The sequence below is a fragment of the Kitasatospora sp. NPDC089913 genome (assembly GCF_044748625.1).
In the GTDB taxonomy this organism is placed as follows: Bacteria; Actinomycetota; Actinomycetes; order Streptomycetales; family Streptomycetaceae; genus Kitasatospora.
Genome location: NZ_JBIVGI010000021.1, coordinates 102,943 through 123,290, shown reverse-complemented (window position 1 = coordinate 123,290; position 20,348 = coordinate 102,943). Strand labels below are relative to the sequence as shown.

Genomic DNA, 20,348 nt, shown 5'->3' with positions numbered 1-20,348 from the left:
CCACGGATCCGCCGCACAGGAAGTCGGTGGCACCGACTTCCTGTGCGGGGCGGCTCGACTCGTCCCCGCACCTCCGGGGTGGGGGTGGCGGCGCCGTCCCTGGTGGCTCCCCGCCTCCGGAGGCGTTGTCAGTGGCGCGTGCCAGGATCCGGTTCATGCTGGAGATCACGGTGCGGACGGAAGACGACCGGGACCACTCCCGGCCGGACGTCGAGGCGTTGGCCGGGCTGGTGCGGCGGATCGGGGGCAGGCGGGACCGCTTTCTGGTGGTCGAGCGGATACCCGGCGAGCCCGACGTCTATGTGCAGGTGTGGCACGAGAGCGGGGGCGAGTACTCCTTCGAGTACCGGGACGGCGGCGCCGACCGGCACTTCCAGGTGAAGCTCGACGCTCCCGAGCCCGTGATCGCCGCCATGGCCGCCTGGGCCCGCCACGAGCCGGGCTGGGGCGAGGGCTTCGCCTGGGAGGCGCTGGAGCTGGAGTAGGACCGCTCCTCCACGGCGCCGTCGTCGTCGCGGCACAGGCCGCGCGATCAGCCGCCGTCCGGAGCGTCGGCCCGCGTCGCCGGATCGGCGGCGACCTGACGGAGCAGCACCGTCGGCGACGGCATGACGGCGTACCAGGTGTTCGCACTGTCGTCGGCGGCCGGGGCCCAGGCGGCCACCACCGGGAGCTCACAGTGCTCACCGGCCGCCAGTGGGGGCAGCGTCCAGGACATGCCGGGGGAGGGTCCGTAGTCCACGCCCCACGCGCCGGACGAAGACCGGTGCGGCTCGTCGATCAGTGCGGCCCACTGCTGGGGCACCTCTCGCGCCTCGGCGGCCCAGCAGATCGCCTCCTCGTCGTTGCCCCCGACGGTGAGCCGGGTCTCGTCGTCCTCCGCCGTGATCGCCGCCAGTGCCTGCCCTCCGTCGTACCCCCAGTCGGCACCCTCCGGGAGCGGCACCGGCAGCTCGGCCGAGAACCGCACCCGCCCGAGCGGCGCGAGGGCGTCGATCCGCCAGACCGCCGCGCGGCAGTCGGTCAGCGGTCCCCAGGTCGCGGGGTCGAGCTCGGGGTCGTGCGGGGTGAGGAGCAGCTCGACGCGAGCCTCGGGAGTGGCCCAGCGGGCGAGCAGGCGGTGACCCGGCAGTTGGAACAGCTCGTCGGGCTCCGGCGGAAGGTTCCTGGTCCCGACGGTCGTGGCGAAGGTCAGCCGGCCGAACGGCGTGTCGACGGCCGGTCGGTCGGCAACGGGCAGACGGGTGCGCGGGACGGCGGGGAGCAGCATCGCCCGAGCGTACTTGCGGTGCGGCCGGCCACGATCCGCGGTAGGGCGACCTGGACGGGCCTGGCGGCGGTTCAGCTCATGGCCCAGACGGTCGGGTCGTGCGGGACGGGTGGGGAGAGCACCGGCGGGCGGGGAGCGACCGGGAGGGCGGCCGACGTGCCGGCGGTCCGGGTCACCGCGTCCTCGGTGACGCTCGGCGTGGTGCCGGGAGCCACCGGCCCGGAGCGGACGTGCGCGCTCGCCTCGTCCAGCAGGTCGATCGCGGCGCCGGGCAGGGCGTGTCCGGGGAGGTATCCGTGCGCGAGCCGGGCGGCCGCCGCCAACGCCTCGTCGGTGATCACGACCTCGTGGTGGTCGACGAGCCGCTGCCGGGCGTCGCGCAGGATCTGCAGGACGTCCTCGGGCGTCGGTTCGGCCACCGGTACCGGCTGGATCCTCCGGTCGAGCCCCGAGTCCCGCTCCCACCGCCGGTGGTCGGCGGATCCGGCGGCCGCGACCACGGAGATGCCGGGCACGTCGAACACCGGCCGGAAGAAGGCCAGCGCCTCGGCCTGCCCCTCCCGGGTGCGGACGACGGAGAGGGCGTTGTCGAGGAAGAGGACGAGGTCCGAGGACCGGAGGACGTCGCCCACCAGTTCGGCCATCACCTCGGTGAAGCGCCCGTGGTGCCGGGGGTCGGTGAACAGCGCGGTGACGTCGAGGCGGAGCACGGTCCGGCCCCGGAACCGCTCGGGCACCTCGCCCCGGGCGACGGCCTGGGCGAGCCCGACCGCGACGCTGGTCTTCCCCACCCCGGGATCACCCACCAGCAGTGCGACGTTGCGGGCCCGTCGGCTGAGTACTTGGAGGACGAGATCGATGTCCGGTCGACGGCCGACGATTTCTGCCGTCCCGTCGTCGAGGTTGCGGGCGAGCGTCATGAGGGTGGTCGTTGCGGTCGGCGGGGGCGTGGCCGGGGTCAGCAGCGCCTCGCGGCGCACCTGACCGATCTCCAGACCCTTGGAGAGGAGAACTTGGGCAGCTACGTTCTGGACCTCCTTCATGATGCCCACGAGGATGTGTTCGGTGCCGATGTGGGCGTGGCCGAGGTCCAGCGACTCCTGGAGCGCGATTTCGAGGGCTTTCCTGGTGCCGGTTGCCAAGGGGTACTGGTCCAGGCCGGTGTGAGGTCCGGTGCCGATGCGTGCCCGGACCGCGCTACTGATGTCGACGAGGGGGATCCCGAGCCTCTCCAGTGCTTTGGCGCCCGCCCCCTGACCTTCGGTGGTGATGGCGAGAAGGAAGTGCTCGGGGCCGATCTCGGCGTGACCCAGCTCGCGGGCCGTGTCCCTGGCGATGACGGTGACCCGCCGTGCACGGTCGGTGAACCGCTCAAACACTCCGTTGCCCCCGCTCCAGCACCGCCAGCTCCTTCCGCGCCCGCACCGTGTGCGGGTGCTGCGTGCCCAGCACCCGGTCGCGTTCCGCGACGAGCTGCCGCAGCAGCGCCGTCGCCTCCTCCTCGGCCCCCGTCAGCGCCAGGTTGCGGGCCAGCATGTGCCGGGTGCGCAGGGTGTCCTCGTGTTCGCTGCCGAGGAGGCGGCTGCGGTCGGCCAGGAGGACCCGGAGCACGGCGATCGCCTCCGTCCGGTGGCCGGCCTCGCCGAGGTTGACGGCGAGGAACTGGCGGGTGTGCAGCGTCTCGGGGTGGTCCTTGCCGAGCAGGCGGGCGTGGACGGCGGGGAGGGGGCGCAGCAGCCGTGCGGCTTCGGCCGGGTCGCCGGCGCCGCCGACGCAGTGGGCGTGGGCGCGGCGGCAGCGCAGGGTGTCCTCGTGTTCGGCGCCGAGGAGGCGGGTCTGCTCCTCCAGTACCCCTTGGAGGGAGGCGGCGGCGCCGGCCCAGTCGCCCTCCAGGGCCTGCTGTTCGGCGGCCACCTGCCGCTCGCGCAGTGCGGGGGCGACGTTGTCTGCGTAGATCCGGTTGTGGCCGAGGGCGATCAGGTTGGCGTTCTCGGTGGTGCTGTTGAGGGGGACGGGCAGGCCCTCGGCGACCATCAGGCTGACGAGGCGCTGGTAGAGGTCGTCGATGGTGAGGTACTCCGGGCCGCCGGCCATGCCCTCGCGCAGCAGCCGGATGAGCCGTCCGGAGAAGGCGGTGTGGTCCTCGCCGGGCGGGGAGAGGGAGACCTGGTCGCGCTGGGCGGAGGTCAGCACGTAGGTGCCGGAGACTTCCAGTCGGTTGATGGTGCTGGGGCCGGCGGCCATGGTGCCGGTGACGGCGCGGCCGGAGAAGCAGCAGTCCAGCACGATGATCTTGGTGGTGGCGCGGCTGTTGAGCACGGTGCCGCGCAGCTTGTCGTACTCGATCGAGGTGAAGTCCGGATCGCCGTACTCGCTGTCGGGCAGCGCGAGGTAGAGGTCGTGCCGGCGGCCGCCGACCAGTCCGTGGCCGGTGAAGTAGACCAGCAGCAGGTCCTCGGCGGCCCGGGCGGCCTCGCGCAGCTTCCGGCCGACCCGGCCGAGGTCGGCGTCGTCGAGGAGGACGGTGCAGTGGTCCTCCGGGACGACCCCGTGGTCCGGGTCGGTGAACACGGCCGCCAGGTCGGCCACGGTGGCCCGGACCGCCGGGAGGTCCGGCAGGTCCGGGTCCGTGTACGTGCTCGCGCCGACCAGCACGATCCGGGACCGCAAGGGGTCCGGCAGGCGCACCTCAGCCCTGCTCGGGACCGGACGGCTCCGGGGCCTCGGGCGAAGACGCCTCCGATGCGGAGCCCTCCAGCGCAGAGCGCAGGAGGTCCTCCAGGTCCCCGGCGCGCACCCGCTTGGCGTCGAGCTCCAGCGTCCCGCCGTCGGTCCGACGGATCTTCAGACGCACGTCGCTGCGCCTGGGCTGGGCGAACCAGACCCGTAGCGAGGAGGCGAGCACCGAGAGCGCGCCGCCGGCGCCCAGGGCGACGGTGACGGCGTCCAGGACCGAGCCCATCTCCCCGGGTGCGGGTGCACGCCCGGTCAGGGTGACCCGCGTCAGGCCCGGTTCCCCCCGGAGCCAGTCCGTGAGCGACTCGGCCTCCGCGGCGGTGCCCGAACCGTTCGCCCGACCGGTCTCGCCACCGATCACGGAAATGTGCACGTCCACAGGTGCCCCCCACAAGGCTGGTTCTGGACGGAGTCGAGAGCGGTCAGTCTACTGATCCGGCCGACGGTTGAGGGGGGTTCGGATCAATGATCCGTTCGGATCAACGATCCGGACCGGGTTCCGGCACGAGCAGCCGCAGCGCCGCCGGCACGACGGTGACCTCGACCGGGAGCGGTGCCATGAACTCGCCGTCCGCGTAGGCGGTGATGCCGGGGGAGTCGATCCGCAGCGAGGCGGTGCGGTGGGTGGTGACCTCGGGGCGGGTGACGTGGGTGCCCTTGAAGAGGGTGGGGAAGAAGCGGGCGATCCGGTGCCGCGGCATGGCGTCGACGAGGGTGACGTCGAGCAGGCCGTCGGCGGGGTCGGCGTCGGGGCAGATGAGCATGCCACCGCCGTAGCTGCTGGTGTTGCCGACGGCGGCGAGGGTGAGGTCACGGCGGATCTCGGTGCCGTCGGCGAGGGTGATCCGGAACGGCAGCGGGCGGAGGTTGGCGAACTCCACGGCGATGGCGAGGTTGTAGCGCATCCGGCCGCGCGGCCAGCGCAGCCGGTTGGTGCGGTCGCTGACCAGGGAGTCGAAGCCGCTGGCGAGGACGGAGCCGAACCAGCGGGTGGTGCCGTCGGCGGCGGTGACCCGGCCGAGGTCCACGGTGCGGAGGTGGCCGCCGGCGACGGTGTCGGCGGCGGCCTCGGGGGTGTCCCGGGGCAGGCCGTGGGCGCGGGCGTGGTCGTTGCCGGTGCCGGCGGGTATCACGCCGAGCGGGGTGTCGGTGCCGGCCACGGCCTGGAGGGCGAGGTTGATCATGCCGTCGCCGCCGACGACGACCAGGGCGTCGCAGGACGGCGAGGCGACCGCCTCCCGGGCGAGCACGAGCGACTCCGCGGCGGAGCCGCCCGCCCGCGGGTCCACGGTGATGCCGTGGGCGCGCAGGCGGGCGGTGGCGCGGTGGGCCGCCGGTTCGGCGTGGCCGGCCGCGGCGGCCGGGTTGGTGAGGAGAACGACGCGGGCGATGGTTCTCCGGTCGGTCACGGGATCAGCTTGCCCGGGTTGAGGATGCCGGCGGGGTCGATCTCGGCCTTGACGGCGCGCAGGATGCGCACGCCGAGGTCGCCGATCTCGTCGGCCATCCAGGGGCGGTGGTCGGTGCCGACGGCGTGGTGGTGGGTGATGGTGCCGCCGGACCGGACGATGGCGTCGCCGGCGGCCCGCTTGGCGGCGCCCCACTGCTCGAGCGGCTCCTCGCCGAGGGCGGCGACCACGGTGAAGTAGAGCGAGGCGCCGGTCGGGTAGACGTGCGAGATGTGGCACAGCACCAGCGAGCCGGGCAGGGCCTCGGTCAGCGCGGTGGTGACGGCGAACCGCAGGGCGTGCAGGTCGCGCCAGCCGGCGGCGGTCTCCAGGGTCTCGCACAGCGCGCCCGCGTCGAGCAGCGAGTCGCGCAGGTACGGGGCGTTGAACCGGCCGTGCTCCCAGGCCCGGGCGGGGGCCTCGCCGAGCGAGGTGCCGCCGGCGGCGAGCAGCGCGGCGCGGGTGAGCTGGTGGCGGGCGGCGACCTGCTCGGCGGTGCCCTCGAAGACAGTGACCGCGAGGCAGCCGCTGACGGCGGCCTCGCCGCCGATCTTCTCGGTCATGGCCAGGTTGATCATCGTCTCGGCCTCGTCGGAGAGCCGGATGACGGTCGGGCCGGTGCCCTGCTGCTCGACGGCGCGCAGCGCGGCGGCGCCGGTGGTGAAGTCGGGGAACGACCAGGCCTCGTAGGCCTTGACGGCGGGCACGGGGTGGACCCGCACCCGGACGGCGGTGATCACGCCGAGGGCGCCCTCGGAGCCGAGGAACAGCTCGCGCAGGTTGGGGCCGGCGGCGGAGGCCGGGGCGCGGCCGAGGTCGAGCACGCCGGTCGGGGTGACCACCCGCAGGCCGCGCACCATGTCGTCGAACCGTCCGTGGCCGGCCGAGTTCTGCCCGGAGGAGCGGGTGGCCGCGAAGCCGCCGATGGTGGCGAAGCGGAAGCTCTGCGGGTAGTGGCCGAGTTCGAAGCCGCGCTCGGCGAGCAGGGCCTCGGCGGCCGGGCCGGTGAGGCCGGCGCCGAGCAGGGCCTCGCCGGAGGTCTCGTCGAGGTCGAGGAGCTGGTCGAGCCGGCGCAGGTCGAGCGAGACGACGGCGGCGAACGACCCGCGTTCCGGGGCCAGTCCGCCGACGACGCTGGTGCCGCCGCCGAACGGCACGACGGCGATCCGGCGCTCGGTGCAGACGGCGAGCAGCGCGGTGATCTCGTCCTCGCCGCCGGGCAGCACGACGGCGTCGGGCGCGTCCTGCGGGTCGCGCGAGCGGCGGCGCAGCAGGTCGGGGGTGGACTTGCCGCCGGCCCGGGGGAGGCGGTCGGCGTCGGCGGTGCTGAGGTGGGCCGCGCCGACGACGGCGGCGAGGGCCGCGAGGTCGTCGGGGGTGAGGGCGGACGGCCGCAGGACGACCTCCGAGGCGTCGGGCCCGGGGGCGGCGTCGCCGGTGACACCGAGGGCGGCGGCGAGCAGGCCCTTGATGTCGGCGGACAGCTCCTTGGCGAGGGCCGGGTCGCCCCAGGCGTCCCACTTCATCGGGGGGAGCGGCAGGGTGGCCGTACCGGTGAGGGTCGCCGGTGCCGCTTGCTTCTCGGAGGTCATGCGTTACAGTTTTACACATCATGTCAAGTAGTAACGAGCCTCACGAGCCGAGTGCCGAGCGTGCCGCCGAGCGCGGCACCGATGACGCGATCCTCGACGCCGCCGCCGAGCTGATCGTCCAACTCGGCGTGGGCCGGGCCCAGTTGGCCGAGATCGCGCGCCGCGCCGGGGTGAGCCGGCCGACCGTCTACCGGCGCTGGCCGGACGTCCGCGCCGTGATCGGCGCACTGCTCACCCGGGAGATCGCCGCCACCCGGGACACCGTCCGCCTCACCGGCACCGACCGGGGCGCGTTCGTCGACGGTGTGGTCGAGGTGGCCGTCCGGCTGCGCGACCATCCGGTGCTGGGCGCGCTGCTGCGCTCCGGCGACTCCGACACGCTCTTCGAGTACGTGGTCGACCGGATGGGCGCCAGCCAGCGCGGACTGCTGGAGGCGCTGCGGTCGGGGATCGAGCAGGGGCAGCTGCACGGCTCGATCCGGGCCGGGGAACCGCTCGAACTGGCCGCGATGGTGCTGCTGATCGCCCAGTCCACCGTGCAGTCGCACCGCATGGTGGCCCCGGTGCTGTCCGAGGAGGCCTGGCGGCGGGAGCTCGCCCGGGCCCTCGACGGATACCTCGCGCCGTAACTCCCGCGCGCCCGCACCCGCGTACCCGCACCCGCACCCGCACCCGCCCGCTCCCGTGGACCCGCTCCCGCGAACCGACCGCAGACCGACCGCCTCCGGAGGCCGCAGATGACCACCACCGCCGGGCCCTTCGCCGGGACCGCCCGACTCACCGCCCGCCGCCGCGAGTTGGAGCTCTCCGCGCTCGCCGACCGCCCGTCGGTCGACCTGCTGGTGATCGGCGGCGGTGCCACCGGCGCGGGGGTCGCCCTGGACGCGGCCGCGCGTGGACTGTGCGTGGCGCTGGTGGAGTCCCGCGATCTCGCCTTCGGGACCAGCCGGTGGAGCTCCAAGCTCGTCCACGGCGGTCTGCGCTACCTCGCCTCGGGCCGGATCGGGGTGGCCCGGGAGAGTGCCGTCGAGCGCGGTGTGCTGATGACCCGCACCGCCCCGCACCTGGTCCGGCCGCTGCCGCAACTCGTGCCGCTGCTGGACGGGTTGTTCCGCCCCGGCCAGGCCGCACTGGTCCGGGTCGGCTTCCACGCGGGCGACGCGCTGCGGCTGAGCGCCGGTACCCCGGGCGGTCTGCTGCCCCGGGTCCGCCGGGTCGGCGCCGACCGCGCCCGGGCCCTGGTGCCGGGTCTGCGCGGTTCGGGCCTGTCCGGTGCGCTGGTCGCCCATGACGGCCAACTCGTCGACGACGCCCGGCTGGTGGTGGCTCTGGCCCGCACCGCGGCGCAGTACGGGGCGACCGTGCTCACCCGGGTGCGCGCCGAGGAGGTCACCGGGACGGGCGCCCGGCTCGTCGACTCCCTCACCGGGGCGTCGTTCCAGCTGAACGCCCGCGCCGTCGTGAACGCCACCGGTGTGTGGGCGGGCGAGGTGGACCCGTCGATCCGGCTGCGGCCCAGCCGGGGCACCCACCTGGTGGTGGACGCGGCCGCGCTCGGCCGGCCGCTCGCCGCGCTGACCGTCCCGGTGCCCGGCTCCACCAGCCGTTTCGTCTTCGCGCTGCCGCAGCAGCTCGGCCGGGTGGCGATCGGCCTCACCGACGAGGACGCGCCCGGCCCGGTCCCCGACGAGCCGCAGCCCTCCGAGGCCGAGATCGACTTCCTCCTCGACACCGTGAACGGCGCCCTGGAGACGGCGCTGACCAGGGCCGATGTGCGCGGCGCGTACGCGGGGCTGCGTCCGCTGATCGACACCGGCGACGGCGCCACCGCCGACCTCTCCCGGCAGCACGCCGTCCTGGAGTCGCCGAACGGCGTGATCACCGTGGTCGGCGGCAAGCTCACCACCTACCGCCGGATGGCCGAGGACGCCGTGGACAGCGCCGTCCGGCTGCGCGGGCTGCCCGCCCGCGCCTGCTGGACGGCCCGGCTGCCGCTGGTCGGCGCGCCCAACCACCGGGACAGCCGCCCGGTGCCGGAGGGCGAGGTGGCGGCCTCGCTGCTCGCCCGGCACGGCGGCGCGGCGCAGGAGGTGCTGGCGGTGGGTGAGGAACTCCTCGGCGCCGGGTACGGGGCGCCGGTCGCCGAGGGGATCGACGTCAGCCGCGCCGAGATCGCGTACGCGCTCACGCACGAGGGCGCGCTGGACGTGGCGGACGTGCTGCACCGGCGCACCCGGATCGGCCTCGTCGCGGCGGACGCCGAGCGCGCCCGGGCGGCCGTCGAGGGGATCGCGGCGAAGGCTTCGGTCTGACCGCGCCCGCGTCCGGTCCAGGTCCAGGTCCAGGGCCGGGGCTCCGGCTCAGTGTCCGGTCCGCTCCGCCATCGGCTGCACGTCCGCACCGAGCTCCAGGGTGCAGCTGAGCGGGCGCTCCGGCGCGCCCGTCCGCTCCAGCCGGACGGCCAGCGGCTGCGGCGGCTCCTCGGCCAGCTGCGCGGCGAGCACCAGGGGGTACACCCCGTGCCCGTGGACCCGGTGGAAGGCCACTTCCTTGCCGTCCACCAGCACCTCGGTCTCGGTGATCCACCCGGACCGCACGTTCACCGTGACGGAATGCCCGCCCCGGTCGAGGTGGAAGCTGTGCCGCTGGCGCATGAGGACCTCCCGGCGACTGCCGTCGGTGCGCCCGGCCGTCCGGCGTTGAGCCCGGTCGGCCGGCGTCGAGCAGGGCCGCCCGGCGGTGCGGACGGCACGCGCCACGCTAGCCGATGACCGCCCGGACGGCCTCCGGGGAGGGAGGCGGGGGAGAATCGGGGCTCGTTCCCGGAGTCGGAGAGTGGCAGATGCACCAGTACCGCGTGGTGAAGTACTCCCCGGAGGAGCGGGAGGGGACGGCGCCCGCCTGGACGGGCATGTCGGACATCGGTGAGTCCTTCGGCGGCGTCGTGCTGACCGAGGCCGTCTACCTGGAGACGGAGGAGCGCCACCTCGCGGCCGTCCGCCGGTTCGCGGCGGCCCAGGGCGTGACGGAGCTGTGCGTCGACGACCTGGAGGTCTGCCCGGAGAGCTCGTGGTGGCAGCGCGTCGCCGAGGGCGACCGCCTGCCGCTGGACGAGGCGCTCGAACTGGTGCGGTCCGTCCTCCGGGAGGACTTCGTGTGGTGCCGTTTCTCCGGCGACGAGGGCTTCTTCGTGCACCTCGGTTACGACTACTACCTGTACATCGGTCTCACCCGCGCGCCGGAGCCGGCCGTGGCGGAGACCCGGCGGTCCGGCCTGCACGTCGACCTGTTCGAGTCGCCGTACCTGGACCTGGACTGAGTCGCCGTACCTCGGCCTCGACCTGTGCCGAGTCGCCGTACCTCGGCCTCGACCTGTGCCGAGCCGCCGTACCTCGGCCTCGACCTGTGCCGAGCCGCCGGATCCTCGGCCCCGGCGGCTCGGCGGCCGGGACTCAGGCCAGCCGGCCGCCGCCGTCCACGTGCAGGACGGTGCCGGTGACGAAGGGGCTGGTCATGGCGAACCGGACGGCGCGGACGAGGTCCTCGACGGTGCCGGTGCGGCGGGCCGGGTTGCGCTCGGCGACGGAGCGCAGGAAGGCGGCCTTGTCGGGCCCCAGGCCGTCCCAGGCGCCGGTGTCGACGATGCCGGGGGAGACGGCGTTGACCCGGACCGGGGCGATCTCGACCGCGAGGGCCTGGACGAGGAAGGCGAGCGCGCCGTTGGTGGTCGCCATCACGGTGCGGGCGGGGGCCGGGCGCCAGGCGGCGACCCCGGAGAAGAAGGTGAAGGAGGCGCCGTCGGGGGTGTCCGTGGCGGCCTGCGGCGCGAGGTGCTTGGCGAGCAGCAGCGGTCCGTAGACCTTGGCGGCGAAAGCCCGGTGGATGTCGGTGAGTTCGAGTTCGGCGAGCGGGCCGTTGGCGGGCATGGCGGCGGTGGAGACCAGGTGGTCGAAGCGGCCGGTGGCGGCCGCGAGGGCGGCGACGGACGCCTCGTCGGCGAGGTCGACGTGCACGGTCCGTGCGGGGCCGGGCAGTTCGCCGGCCGTCCACTCCAGCTTGCGCGGGTCGGGGCCGGCGAGGACGAGTTCGGCGCCGGCGGCGGAGGCGGCATGGGCGAGGGCGCGGCCGGTGCGGGAGCCCGCGCCGATCACGACGACGCGGCGGGAAGCGAGCGGAAGAGTGCTGTCGGTCATGGGGCAAGCCTGTTCCGAGCAGGGGTGATGTGTCCAAGGCTTGTTTTCGAAGAAATCCATAAACTGGCTGCATGACCACGCTCCGACAGTTCGAGTACCTGGTGACCGTCGTCGACACCGGCTCCTTCACCCGTGCCGCCGAGCTGCTGCACGTCACCCAGCCGGCGCTCTCGCACCAGGTGCGGGCACTGGAGAAGGCCGTCGGCGGTCCGCTGCTGGAGCGGCTGCCGCGGGCGGTGCGGCCCACACCGATGGGGCGCGCGGTGCTGCCGCACGCGCGGGCGGCGCTGGCCGACGCCGAGCGGTTGCGGGCAGCCGCCCTGAGCGCGGCCGGACTGGCGGGCGGGGAGCTGGAGTTGGCGACGGTGTACTCGGTGAGCCTGGGCCTGCTGCCGCCGGTGCTGCGGGCCTGGCGGGCGGCGCACCCGGAGGTGCGGATCCGGCTGCGGGAGTTCGCGCACACCGAGGACCTCCGGGCGGCGATGGCGGCGGGGCAGGCGGACGTGGCGGTGGGGCCGTTGCCGACGGGCTGGGAGGGGCCGATCCGGGAGCTGGGGACGGAGGAGTTCGTCCTGGTGCTCCCGGCCGACGGGCCGACCGGGCCGGAGGAGCCGGGCGGGGCAGCCGGTCCGGCCGGGACGACGGGGCCGGACGGCGCCCCGGTGCCGCTGGCGGCCCTGGCCGGGCGCGACTGGGTGCACTACGCGCCCGGCAACGGCCTGGCGGACGTGGTGGACGCGGCCTGCGCCGAGGCCGGGTTCCGCCCGGGGGTGGCGGTGCGCACCGAGCAGACGGCGGCGGCGCCGCTGCTCGCGGCGGCCGGGCTGGGCCCGGCGCTGGTGCCCGCGAACATCGTGCCGCCCGGTTTCGACGGGCTGGTGCGCCGGCCCGAACCGCCGGTGCGGCGGCCGCTGGTGGCCTACACCAGGACCAGGCCGGACGCGCTGACGACGGCGTTCGTCGAACTGCTGGCCCGGCGGGTCCGGCTGCTGCCCGACGGGGCGAGCGGTGGGGCCGGCGGCGGGGCGGTCGGTGGGGCTGGCGGCGGGGTGGTCGGATCGGCGGATGTCTCGGCCGACGGATTCTCGTGATCTCTACAGTGCTGTAGATTCGTTTGGCAGGGAGAGCAACCGAGGAGGGCAATCGTGGGAGTTTCGCTGGCCAAGGGCGGCAACGTCTCGCTGACCAAGGAGGCGCCGGGCCTGACGGCCGTCATCGTCGGACTCGGCTGGGACGTCCGTACCACCACCGGCGCCGACTACGACCTGGACGCGAGCGCGCTGCTCTGCAACGCGCACGGCAAGGTGGTCTCGGACCAGCACTTCGTCTTCTTCAACAACCTGCGCAGCCCGGACGGTTCGGTCGAGCACAGCGGCGACAACCTGACCGGTGGCGGCGACGGCGACGACGAGCAGATCAAGGTCGACCTGGCCGGCGTCCCGGCCGACGTGGCCAAGGTGGTCTTCCCGGTGTCGATCTACGACGCCGACGCCCGGTTCCAGAGCTTCGGCCAGGTGCGCAACGCCTTCATCCGGATCGTCAACCAGGCCAACGGCCAGGAGCTGGCCCGGTACGACCTCACCGAGGACGCCTCCACCGAGACGGCGATGGTCTTCGGCGAGCTGTACCGCAACGGTGCCGAGTGGAAGTTCCGCGCGATCGGCCAGGGCTACGCCTCCGGCCTGCGCGGCATCGCGACGGACTACGGCGTCAACGTCTGACGGCGTGCGCCCGGGATGCCGCCGCGCACCCGAACGGGCCACGTGACCAGGCTTTCTCAACGGGCCACGTGAACGGGCCACGTGAACGGGCTCTCTCAACGGGCCATTTGAACGGGCCGTTTGAACGGACCGTTTGAACGGGCCACTCGAACGGGCCACCGGGCGGTCGACTGAGCGGGTCGCCGCCCGGTGGCCGACTGCCCGGTCAGCGCCCCTCCGCCCCCGGCGGATTCGGCTTCCGCTCCAGCGCCAGCCCGCCGAAGCCGCCCGAGGCGCCCAGCTGGTCGCGCCACCACGCGGCCATCGCCGGCCCGTCCACGGCCGACCAGTCCGGCGCCCCGGTGACCTGCGCCCGCCCGAGTCGGCGGCTGAGCTCCACCAGCGCCCGCCCCGCCGCGCCGCGCTCGCGGTCGTAGCCGGGCAGCAGGTCGGCCCAGTCCTCCGCCGCCCGCCAGGCGTCCTCGAAGGCACAGGCGTCCTGCAGCGCCTTCGCCGCACCGCTGGTCGTGTGCGGGCGGACGAGGGTCGCGGCGTCCCCGGCGAGCAGCAGGCGGCCGGCGGTGCGGCGCGGGGTCTCCAGGTCGTGGATCGGCTGGAGCAGGATCCGCTCGACGGGCGTCAGGTCGACCACCCCGGCCCAGTACGGCGGCAGGACGCGCTCCGCGAGCGCGGACAGTTCGCCGCGGCGGGCGGCGTCCAGCGAGCCGACCGCGAAGCCGAGCGGGTCGGTGCCGCCGGCGGTCCGCAGCCAGTCGGGTGCGGGGGCGTAGAAGACCCAGTTCACCAGGGTGGTGCCGGGGGTCAGGCCCGGGATCCGGTAGAGCACGACCTGTCCGCCGGGGTAGCAGGCGGTGATCACCTCCGCCTCGGGCCAGTGGGCCGCGCCGCCCGGGAGCCGGTCGAGCAACCGGGCGTCGAAGCTGCCGCGCCAGGCGACGTACCCGGCGTACTCGGCCCGGGCCTCCGGGCAGACGGCGGCGCGCACCACCGACCGGTGGCCGTCGGCGCCCACCACCAGGTCGAAGGGCTCGCGCCCGCCAGCCGCCGTCTCCACCCAGGCCGGCCCGGCGAGGTCGGTGCCGCCGACCGCCGTGACGGCCGTCCCGGGGCGGAACTCCACCCGGTCGGGGGTGCGTTCGCGCAGCCCCTGCCACAGCACGCCCCAGTGGAACGAGTGCATGGCCATCGGCTGCACCCACAGCACCCGCCCGCGCGGAGGGCCCGCCGGGTCCTTGGCCACCCAGTGCCGGGTGGTGAGCGGATGGTGGCGGATGCCGTCGTCCAGGTGGCCGGCCAGGACCAGTTCGTCGTAGCGGTCCAGCAGGACGCACAGGCCCACCCCGCGGTCCTCCAGATGTCCCGGGCTGCGCTCCAGCACGGTGACCCGCTCGGCCCCGCCCCGGGCCGCCGCCCGTGCGAACGCACTGCCCGCGATGCTGCCGCCGACCACGGCGACCGATCCACCCCGCACGACCCCTCCCCCTCCTCGCCGGGGCGCCCGCCGCCCCGTCCGTCGTCCCGTCGACCATACGCCGTGGACTGACGGTCCGTCAGCGGAGTGTCCGAGGTGTTCCCTGGATCACCTATGCAACTGGTTGCATAGCCGGCTCGGGCTCGCCTACCGTGTGGTGGCCGACCACGCCCGCAGCCCCGGACCTCCGCGCTCGGACCTCCGCCCCCGGACGGCCGTCCCCGGACCACCGCCCCGCCCGCCCCCGCCAGGAGAAGCCGCGATGACGACGACCGCCAGCACCCCGCCGCCGCCCTACCCGCACCTGCTGCGCCCGCTCGACCTCGGTTTCACCACCCTCCCCAACCGCGTGATCATGGGCTCCATGCACGTCGGCCTGGAGGAGGCCGAGAACGGCTTCGAGCGGATGGCCGCCTTCTACGCCGAACGCGCCCGCGGCGGTGTCGGCCTCATCGTCACCGGCGGCATCGCCCCCAACGAGGCCGGGCGCCCCTGGGACGGCGGCGCCAAGCTCACCACCGAGGAGGAGGCGGACCGGCACCGCGTCGTCACCGACGCCGTGCACGCCGCCGGCGGCCGGATCGCCCTCCAGATCCTGCACTTCGGCCGCTACGCCTACCACCCCGCCCTGGTCGCCCCCAGTGCCGTGCAGGCCCCGATCAGCCCGTTCCCGCCCCGCGCCCTCACCGCCGACGAGGTCGAGGCCACCGTCGACGACTTCGCCCGCTGCGCCGAACTCGCCCGCCGGGCGGGCTACGACGGCGTCGAGATCATGGGTTCCGAGGGCTACCTGATCAACGAGTTCGTCGCCGCCGCCACCAACCACCGCGAGGACGAGTGGGGCGGCACCTACGAGAACCGGATGCGCTTCCCGGTCGAGATCGTCCGCCGGGTCCGGGAACGGGTCGGACCGGACTTCATCCTGATCTACCGGCTCTCCATGCTCGACCTCGTCCCCGGCGGCTCCACCCTGGACGAGGTGGTCACGCTCGCCAAGGCGGTCGAGGCGGCCGGCGCCACCATCATCAACACCGGCATCGGCTGGCACGAGGCGCGCATCCCCACCATCGCCACCTCGGTGCCGCGCGGCGCCTGGGCCTGGGTGACCGAGCGGGTCATGGGCTCGGTGTCCGTGCCGCTGGTCGCCACCAACCGGATCAACACCCCCGAGCTGGCCGAGCGGCTGCTCGCCGAGGGCTGCGCCGACCTGGTCTCGCTCGCCCGCCCGCTGCTCGCCGACCCGGACTTCGTCGCCAAGGCCGCGGCGGGCCGCCCCGAGGCCGTCAACACCTGCATCGGGTGCAACCAGGCCTGCCTCGACCACACCTTCAGCGGGAGGATCACCTCCTGCCTGGTCAACCCGCGGGCCTGCCACGAGACCGAGCTGGTGCTCGCCCCGACCCGGCGGGCCAAGCGGATCGGCGTCGTCGGGGCCGGACCGGCCGGTCTCGCCTGCGCCGTCACCGCCGCCGAGCGCGGCCACCGGGTCACCCTGTTCGACGCCGCCGCCGTCATCGGCGGGCAGCTCGACATCGCCCGCCGGATCCCCGGCAAGGAGGAGTTCGCGGAGACCCTGCGCTACTACCGCCACCGGCTGGAGGACCTCGGCGTGGAGCAGCGGCTCGGCCGCGCGGTCGACGCGGCCGAACTCGCCGCCGAGGGCTTCGACGAGGTCGTGCTCGCCACCGGGGTCAGCCCGCGCGTCCCCGGCCCCGCCGACCTGCCGGGCGTCGACCACCCCAGCGTGCTCGGCTACCTCGACGTGCTGCGCGACGGCGCCGCCGTCGGCGAGCGGGTCGCCGTCCTCGGCGCGGGCGGCATCGGCTTCGACGTCGCGGAGTTCCTCACCGACGCGGGCGACGCGCCGAGCCTCGACCCGGCCGTGCACCGCCGGCACTGGGGCATCGACGGGGACTACCGCGAGCGCGGCGGCCTCGCCCGTCCCGAGCGGCCCGAGCCGCCGCGCCGGGTCCACCTGTTCCAGCGCCGCACCAGCAAGGTCGGCGCCGGGCTGGGGAAGACCACCGGCTGGATCCACCGCACCGAGCTCAAGCACCGCGGCGTCGTCATGGTCGCCGGCGCGGGCTACGACCGGATCGACGACGCGGGCCTGCACTTCACCGTCGACGGCGAGCCGCAGCTGCTGCCGGTCGACACCGTGGTGCTGTGCACCGGCCAGGAACCGCGCCGCGACCTCGACGCCGCCCTGCGCGCCCTGGGTGTCGCCCCGCACCTGATCGGCGGCGCCGACGAGGCGGCCGAACTCGACGCCAAGCGCGCGGTCAAGCAGGGCACCGAGCTCGCCGCCGCGCTCTGACGCGGGGGCGGCCGCCCTCCGACGCCGGGGCGCCGCCGCCGCGGCCACTGCCCTCGGGCCGACGCGCACGACCTGCCGCCGCCCGCCCCGCACGAGCCCGTACCGGCCGTGCGGGGCGCGGCCTAGGATCGGTGCCATGTCGCTGCCGCACGCCATCCTCACCGCCCTGCTGGAGCGGCCCTCCTCGGGGCTGGAGCTGACCCGGCGGTTCGACAGGTCGATCGGCTTCTTCTGGTCCGCGACCCACCAGCAGATCTACCGCGAGCTGGGCCGGCTGGAGACCACCGGGCTGATCCGGGCGCTCCCGCAGGCCGGTCCGGTGCGCGGGCAGAAGAAGGAGTACGAGGTGCTGCCCGCCGGCCGCGCCGAACTGGCGCGGTGGACGGCCGCCGCCGAGGACCCCCGGCCGATCCGCGACCCGCTGCTGCTGCGGCTGCGCGCCGCCGCCGTGGTCGGCACGGCCGGGCTCGACGCCGAGCTGCGCCGCCATCTCGACCTGCACCGGGCGCAGTTGGCCCACTACGAGGCGATCGGGCGGCGCGACTTCCCGGCGGGGGAGGAGGGCGGGGGCGAGCCGCTCCAGCACGCGGTCCTGCGGGCCGGGGTCGGGCTGGAGTCCTTCTGGGTGCGGTGGCTCGCGGAGACCGTCGAGAGCCTGCCGCCGGCACCGGCACCGGCACCGGCACCGACCCCGGCACCGGCACCGACCCCGGCACCGGGCCCGCAGCCTGCCCCGGGCCCGCAGCCGGCCGAGTGGTCGGAAAACCCCTCCTGACCTGTGCCTTCGTGCTCCGGGCGGGCGCTCCCCGGGGGCCGGTGGGACACTGGACGCCTGTCCCTGCCCGACCTCATCGATCGGGGGCCCGTATGTCCCTCCCGAGGCATTTCCGCGCGTTCACCGCGGCGGCCGTCGCCACCGTGCTCACCCTCGGCACCGCCCAGCTCGCGGCGGGAGCGCCGACCGCCCCCGCATCCGCACCCGCCCTCGCCCCCGCATCGGCCGTCACGGCGTCGGCACCTCTGCTGCCGACCGACGGGCAGCTCCGGGCAGCCCTGCTGAGCGCCGCCGAACTCGGCCCCGACTTCACCGAGGTCCCGGTGGACCCGAACCCCTCGGCGGGCACCGACGCCTCCCCGGTGGCCGGCTGTGACGCCCTGCGCGCGCTGCTGAACCGGAACCCCTCCGGCGGCTCCGCCCAGGGGCCGCACCAGGAGGTGCAGTTCGACGGTCCGGACGGCAACCCGATGATCACCGAGTCCCTCAGCGCCGAGGAGGCGGCCCGGCTGGACGCCGACTTCGCCACCGTCGGCTCCGCGTTCGCCGACTGCCACAGCATCACCTTCACCGACAACACCGGTGCGGCCGTGACCTTCTCGGTCACCCCGATCGCCCTCGGCGACCGCGCCGGGGCCCCGGCCGTCCGCCTCGACGGCGACCTGGCCGGTGTCCGGCTCAACGGCTACCTCGGCATCGAGCGCCTGGGCGAGGTCGCCCTCGCCTACGGGTACTTCCAGCGGGAGTCCGACGACTCCCGGCTCGCCTCGCTCTACTACCGCGCGGCCGTCGCCAAGGCCGAACGCACCCTGGGCGTCCAGGCGGGCGCCACCGCCGCCCCGGGCGCAGCGGTCTGACCTCCGGCGCGGGCCCCGGCGCACCCCGCCGGGGCCCGCGCCGGGGTCGCGCCGGAGGCCGTGCCGCCGGGGTCAGCGCACCGCCCAGGTCTGCCAGGCGTTGTCGAGGCAGGTCCACATGTTGGCGGTGCGCTCGCTGCCGACGCCGGAGGCGTAGTCGTTCAGGCACTGGCCGGTCGCCGGGTGCCGGAGCACGACCGCGCCGGGGCCCTTCGGGACGATCTCCCAGCGCTGGCCGGCCGCACCGGTGCACGCCCGCTGGAGGACGATGCTGCCGGGGTGCGCGCCGGTCGGCTCGAGACAGAGTCCGGACCGCTGCACCCGGATCTCGGTGTACCCGTCGGCGGAGTCGGTGTCGGTCCAGAACCGCTGGTTGGAGGCGTTCTTGCAGTCGAACTCCTGGAGCAGCGCGCCGTCCGCGGTGGAGTTGCCCCGGATGTCGAGGCACTTGCCCGCCGCGACATTGGCGTAGCCGTGCAGGACCGGCGCCGCCTGCGCGGGCGCGGCCAGCACGGTGGCGGCGGCGAGCACCGACCCGGCGACGACGACGGAGCGGGCGGTGGAGCGGGCGGTGGACTGGCGGCTGGATCGCATGATCGGTGCACTCCCGGTCTGGTGGTCCGGACGTCCCGGCCGGGACGCCCCGGCCGCCAGTGTCGGCGTCCGGAAGCGTCCGGCCCAAGACCCTTCGGGTGCCATCGAATTCGGGCGTCGCAATGTCCGTGGTGTGCCACGAACCGGTCAGAGCCGGGCAACGTGCCCGTCCGGCCGGGCGGGGGCACATACGGTGTAAGTACGGGCGCGGCGGGGCCGGTCACCCGATCGGGGGACGGGGACCGGACCACCACCACCGCTGCGCCTCGCCGGGGAAGCCGACGGAAGGACCGGATTGCTGCGTATCCGCTTCACCCACGACGACCTGACCAGGGTACGGATCGCGCGGGCACCCGACCCGCTCACGGAGACCGTACTGAGCCTGTCGCTGGTGCAGGCCCGCGACGTGGGCGGCGTGGCCCTGGAGGGGTGGCGCAGCATGACCCGCAAACGCCTGCGCCCCGAACTGCGGGTGCTGTTCGAACTGGCCACGGCGGCGGGCGTGACGGAGGCGCCGGAGGCGTTCCTGCACGCCGGAACCGGCAGCCTGACGGACAGCCTGGAGCAGACCTGGTCACTGCCACGGCAGTTGTGGGCGGCGGACCTGGCCGCCCTGGAGTACCTGCGTCCGACGGTGCCCCGCTGGGTCCGCGAGCTGCACCGGGGCGACCGGGAGTGGCGCGGCCTGGTCCGGCGCAGGCTCCGCGAGTACCACGCCTTCGCGGTGGCGCCCTACTGGTCGCAGCTGCTGGCCGCCAACCACACCGAGCGCGCCGCGCGGGCGATGGCCGCCGTCGACACCGGCCTGGACGGCCTGCTCGGCACCCTGCACCCGGACGTCCGCTGGGAGTCACCGGTGCTGTCGGTGCCCTGTCCGGTCGACGCCGACCTGAACCTGCGGGGCGCCGGGATCCTCCTGGTGCCCACCTTCTTCTGGCCGGAGCCGCTCGTCCTGACGGACAACCGGGGCCCCGACCACCCGGTGGTGCTGCACTACCCGCTGGCCCGCGACCTGGCCACCTACCGGACGGTCTGGGCGGCCGCCGCCTCGGCGGAGCCCGAGGGGGCGCTCGTCGCGCTGCTCGGCGCCACCCGCGCCCGCACCCTCCGGGCGGTCGCCGACCCGGCGGGCACGGCCGAGCTCGCGCGCCGCACCGGCACCTCGCCCGCCACGGCGAGCCACCACGCCTCAGTGCTGCGTTCCGCCGGTCTGCTGACCACCGAACGCTCCGGTCCGGGGGTGCGCCATGTGCTGACCCCGCTGGGTCAGGCGCTGCTGGAGGACCGCCCGGTCCCGCCCGCCCCGGGGCCCAGGGCGCTCTGACCGCGTCCGGCCCGCGGGTCTGCCGGTCACCGAACGCTCCGGCCCGGGGG

Annotated in this window: 19 protein-coding genes and 1 pseudogene; 10 read left to right on the top strand and 10 right to left on the bottom strand. The window is 75.1% G+C overall.

Annotated features, from left to right (window positions below; all coding sequences use genetic code 11):
- The first annotated feature begins 155 nt into the window (after positions 1-155).
- Complete coding sequence (locus ACIPYS_RS27880; RefSeq protein WP_400750972.1) at positions 156-485, top strand: hypothetical protein; 330 nt, start codon at positions 156-158, stop codon at positions 483-485.
- A gap of 47 nt (positions 486-532) precedes the next feature.
- Here ACIPYS_RS27880 and ACIPYS_RS27875 read toward each other — a convergent pair whose 3' ends face one another.
- The 6 genes from ACIPYS_RS27875 to ACIPYS_RS27850 form a co-directional block, all read right to left on the bottom strand.
- Complete coding sequence (locus ACIPYS_RS27875; protein ID WP_400750969.1) at positions 533-1,270, bottom strand: hypothetical protein; 738 nt, start codon at positions 1,268-1,270, stop codon at positions 533-535.
- A gap of 71 nt (positions 1,271-1,341) precedes the next feature.
- Positions 1,342-2,649, bottom strand: coding sequence for a Clp protease N-terminal domain-containing protein (locus tag ACIPYS_RS27870; RefSeq protein WP_400750966.1), 1,308 nt, complete (start codon positions 2,647-2,649; stop codon positions 1,342-1,344).
- On the bottom strand, positions 2,642-3,958 hold the full coding sequence (locus tag ACIPYS_RS27865) for a tetratricopeptide repeat protein (RefSeq protein ID WP_400750963.1): 1,317 nt from the start codon (positions 3,956-3,958) through the stop codon (positions 2,642-2,644). Before ACIPYS_RS27865 ends, ACIPYS_RS27870 begins: the two co-directional genes overlap by 8 nt.
- 1 nt (position 3,959) lies before the next feature.
- Positions 3,960-4,385: a hypothetical protein gene (locus tag ACIPYS_RS27860; protein ID WP_159424849.1), complete on the bottom strand. Its 426-nt coding sequence runs from the start codon at positions 4,383-4,385 to the stop codon at positions 3,960-3,962.
- A 100-nt stretch (positions 4,386-4,485) separates the two neighbouring features.
- Positions 4,486-5,415, bottom strand: coding sequence for a diacylglycerol kinase (locus tag ACIPYS_RS27855; protein ID WP_400750959.1), 930 nt, complete (start codon positions 5,413-5,415; stop codon positions 4,486-4,488).
- Positions 5,412-6,980: an FAD-binding oxidoreductase gene (locus ACIPYS_RS27850; protein WP_400751059.1), complete on the bottom strand. Its 1,569-nt coding sequence runs from the start codon at positions 6,978-6,980 to the stop codon at positions 5,412-5,414. Before ACIPYS_RS27850 ends, ACIPYS_RS27855 begins: the two co-directional genes overlap by 4 nt.
- 86 nt (positions 6,981-7,066) lie before the next feature.
- On the opposite strand from ACIPYS_RS27850, the gene ACIPYS_RS27845 reads away from it, so the two are divergent.
- Complete coding sequence (locus ACIPYS_RS27845) at positions 7,067-7,675, top strand: TetR/AcrR family transcriptional regulator (protein WP_400750956.1); 609 nt, start codon at positions 7,067-7,069, stop codon at positions 7,673-7,675.
- 108 nt (positions 7,676-7,783) lie between these two features.
- Positions 7,784-9,358 carry a glycerol-3-phosphate dehydrogenase/oxidase gene (locus tag ACIPYS_RS27840; protein ID WP_400750953.1) on the top strand — a complete coding sequence of 525 codons (1,575 nt, stop codon included), beginning with the start codon at positions 7,784-7,786 and terminating at the stop codon, positions 9,356-9,358.
- Between the two features lie 48 nt (positions 9,359-9,406).
- On the opposite strand, the gene ACIPYS_RS27835 is transcribed toward ACIPYS_RS27840, so the two are convergent.
- A complete protein-coding gene (locus tag ACIPYS_RS27835; RefSeq protein ID WP_093859832.1) occupies positions 9,407-9,700 on the bottom strand; it encodes a hypothetical protein in 294 nt (97 codons plus the stop codon).
- Positions 9,701-9,888: 188 nt separating this feature from the next.
- Between ACIPYS_RS27835 and ACIPYS_RS27830 the strand changes: the two genes are divergently transcribed.
- On the top strand, positions 9,889-10,365 hold the full coding sequence (locus ACIPYS_RS27830) for a hypothetical protein (RefSeq protein ID WP_400750950.1): 477 nt from the start codon (positions 9,889-9,891) through the stop codon (positions 10,363-10,365).
- 133 nt (positions 10,366-10,498) lie between these two features.
- On the opposite strand, the gene ACIPYS_RS27825 is transcribed toward ACIPYS_RS27830, so the two are convergent.
- The gene (locus ACIPYS_RS27825; protein ID WP_400750947.1) at positions 10,499-11,239 is read right to left on the bottom strand and encodes an SDR family oxidoreductase; all 741 of its coding nucleotides are present in this window, start codon (positions 11,237-11,239) and stop codon (positions 10,499-10,501) included.
- Positions 11,240-11,310: 71 nt separating this feature from the next.
- Here ACIPYS_RS27825 and ACIPYS_RS27820 point away from each other — a divergent pair, with 71 nt between their 5' ends.
- A complete protein-coding gene (locus ACIPYS_RS27820; protein WP_400750944.1) occupies positions 11,311-12,330 on the top strand; it encodes a LysR substrate-binding domain-containing protein in 1,020 nt (339 codons plus the stop codon).
- Positions 12,331-12,384: 54 nt separating this feature from the next.
- The gene (locus tag ACIPYS_RS27815) at positions 12,385-12,960 is read left to right on the top strand and encodes a TerD family protein (protein WP_093859828.1); all 576 of its coding nucleotides are present in this window, start codon (positions 12,385-12,387) and stop codon (positions 12,958-12,960) included.
- A gap of 205 nt (positions 12,961-13,165) precedes the next feature.
- Here ACIPYS_RS27815 and ACIPYS_RS27810 read toward each other — a convergent pair whose 3' ends face one another.
- Positions 13,166-14,431, bottom strand: a complete 1,266-nt coding sequence (locus ACIPYS_RS27810) for an FAD-dependent monooxygenase (protein ID WP_400750940.1) — start codon at positions 14,429-14,431, stop codon at positions 13,166-13,168.
- A gap of 262 nt (positions 14,432-14,693) precedes the next feature.
- Here ACIPYS_RS27810 and ACIPYS_RS27805 point away from each other — a divergent pair, with 262 nt between their 5' ends.
- The 3 genes and pseudogenes from ACIPYS_RS27805 (at position 14,694) to ACIPYS_RS27795 (ending at position 18,380) form a co-directional block, all read left to right on the top strand.
- The gene (locus tag ACIPYS_RS27805) at positions 14,694-16,748 is read left to right on the top strand and encodes an NADPH-dependent 2,4-dienoyl-CoA reductase (protein ID WP_093859826.1); all 2,055 of its coding nucleotides are present in this window, start codon (positions 14,694-14,696) and stop codon (positions 16,746-16,748) included.
- A 136-nt stretch (positions 16,749-16,884) separates the two neighbouring features.
- Positions 16,885-17,433: pseudogene (locus tag ACIPYS_RS27800) on the top strand (PadR family transcriptional regulator); the annotation flags it as partial.
- Between the two features lie 182 nt (positions 17,434-17,615).
- Entirely contained in the window at positions 17,616-18,380 is a 765-nt protein-coding gene (locus ACIPYS_RS27795; protein WP_093859824.1) for a hypothetical protein, read from the top strand.
- 72 nt (positions 18,381-18,452) lie between these two features.
- On the opposite strand, the gene ACIPYS_RS27790 is transcribed toward ACIPYS_RS27795, so the two are convergent.
- Positions 18,453-18,974 (bottom strand): RICIN domain-containing protein, encoded by a 522-nt coding sequence (locus ACIPYS_RS27790; protein ID WP_400750935.1) that lies wholly within the window; start codon positions 18,972-18,974, stop codon positions 18,453-18,455.
- A gap of 295 nt (positions 18,975-19,269) precedes the next feature.
- On the opposite strand from ACIPYS_RS27790, the gene ACIPYS_RS27785 reads away from it, so the two are divergent.
- The gene (locus ACIPYS_RS27785; RefSeq protein ID WP_400750932.1) at positions 19,270-20,298 is read left to right on the top strand and encodes an ArsR/SmtB family transcription factor; all 1,029 of its coding nucleotides are present in this window, start codon (positions 19,270-19,272) and stop codon (positions 20,296-20,298) included.
- The last annotated feature ends 50 nt before the right edge of the window (positions 20,299-20,348 follow it).

Excerpts from the sequence above, each read along its gene's own strand:
- ACIPYS_RS27880 (WP_400750972.1), top strand. The coding sequence starts at position 156 with ATGCTGGAGATCACGGTGCGGACGGAAGACGACCGGGACCACTCCCGG.
- ACIPYS_RS27830 (WP_400750950.1), top strand. The coding sequence starts at position 9,889 with ATGCACCAGTACCGCGTGGTGAAGTACTCCCCGGAGGAGCGGGAGGGG.
- ACIPYS_RS27795 (WP_093859824.1), top strand. The coding sequence starts at position 17,616 with ATGTCCCTCCCGAGGCATTTCCGCGCGTTCACCGCGGCGGCCGTCGCC.
- ACIPYS_RS27790 (WP_400750935.1), bottom strand. The coding sequence starts at position 18,974 with ATGCGATCCAGCCGCCAGTCCACCGCCCGCTCCACCGCCCGCTCCGTC.
- ACIPYS_RS27840 (WP_400750953.1), top strand. The coding sequence starts at position 7,784 with ATGACCACCACCGCCGGGCCCTTCGCCGGGACCGCCCGACTCACCGCC.
- ACIPYS_RS27845 (WP_400750956.1), top strand. The coding sequence starts at position 7,067 with ATGTCAAGTAGTAACGAGCCTCACGAGCCGAGTGCCGAGCGTGCCGCC.
- ACIPYS_RS27835 (WP_093859832.1), bottom strand. The coding sequence starts at position 9,700 with ATGCGCCAGCGGCACAGCTTCCACCTCGACCGGGGCGGGCATTCCGTC.
- ACIPYS_RS27850 (WP_400751059.1), bottom strand. The coding sequence starts at position 6,980 with ATGAAGTGGGACGCCTGGGGCGACCCGGCCCTCGCCAAGGAGCTGTCC.
- ACIPYS_RS27805 (WP_093859826.1), top strand. The coding sequence starts at position 14,694 with ATGACGACGACCGCCAGCACCCCGCCGCCGCCCTACCCGCACCTGCTG.
- ACIPYS_RS27820 (WP_400750944.1), top strand. The coding sequence starts at position 11,311 with ATGACCACGCTCCGACAGTTCGAGTACCTGGTGACCGTCGTCGACACC.
- ACIPYS_RS27875 (WP_400750969.1), bottom strand. The coding sequence starts at position 1,270 with ATGCTGCTCCCCGCCGTCCCGCGCACCCGTCTGCCCGTTGCCGACCGA.
- ACIPYS_RS27825 (WP_400750947.1), bottom strand. The coding sequence starts at position 11,239 with ATGACCGACAGCACTCTTCCGCTCGCTTCCCGCCGCGTCGTCGTGATC.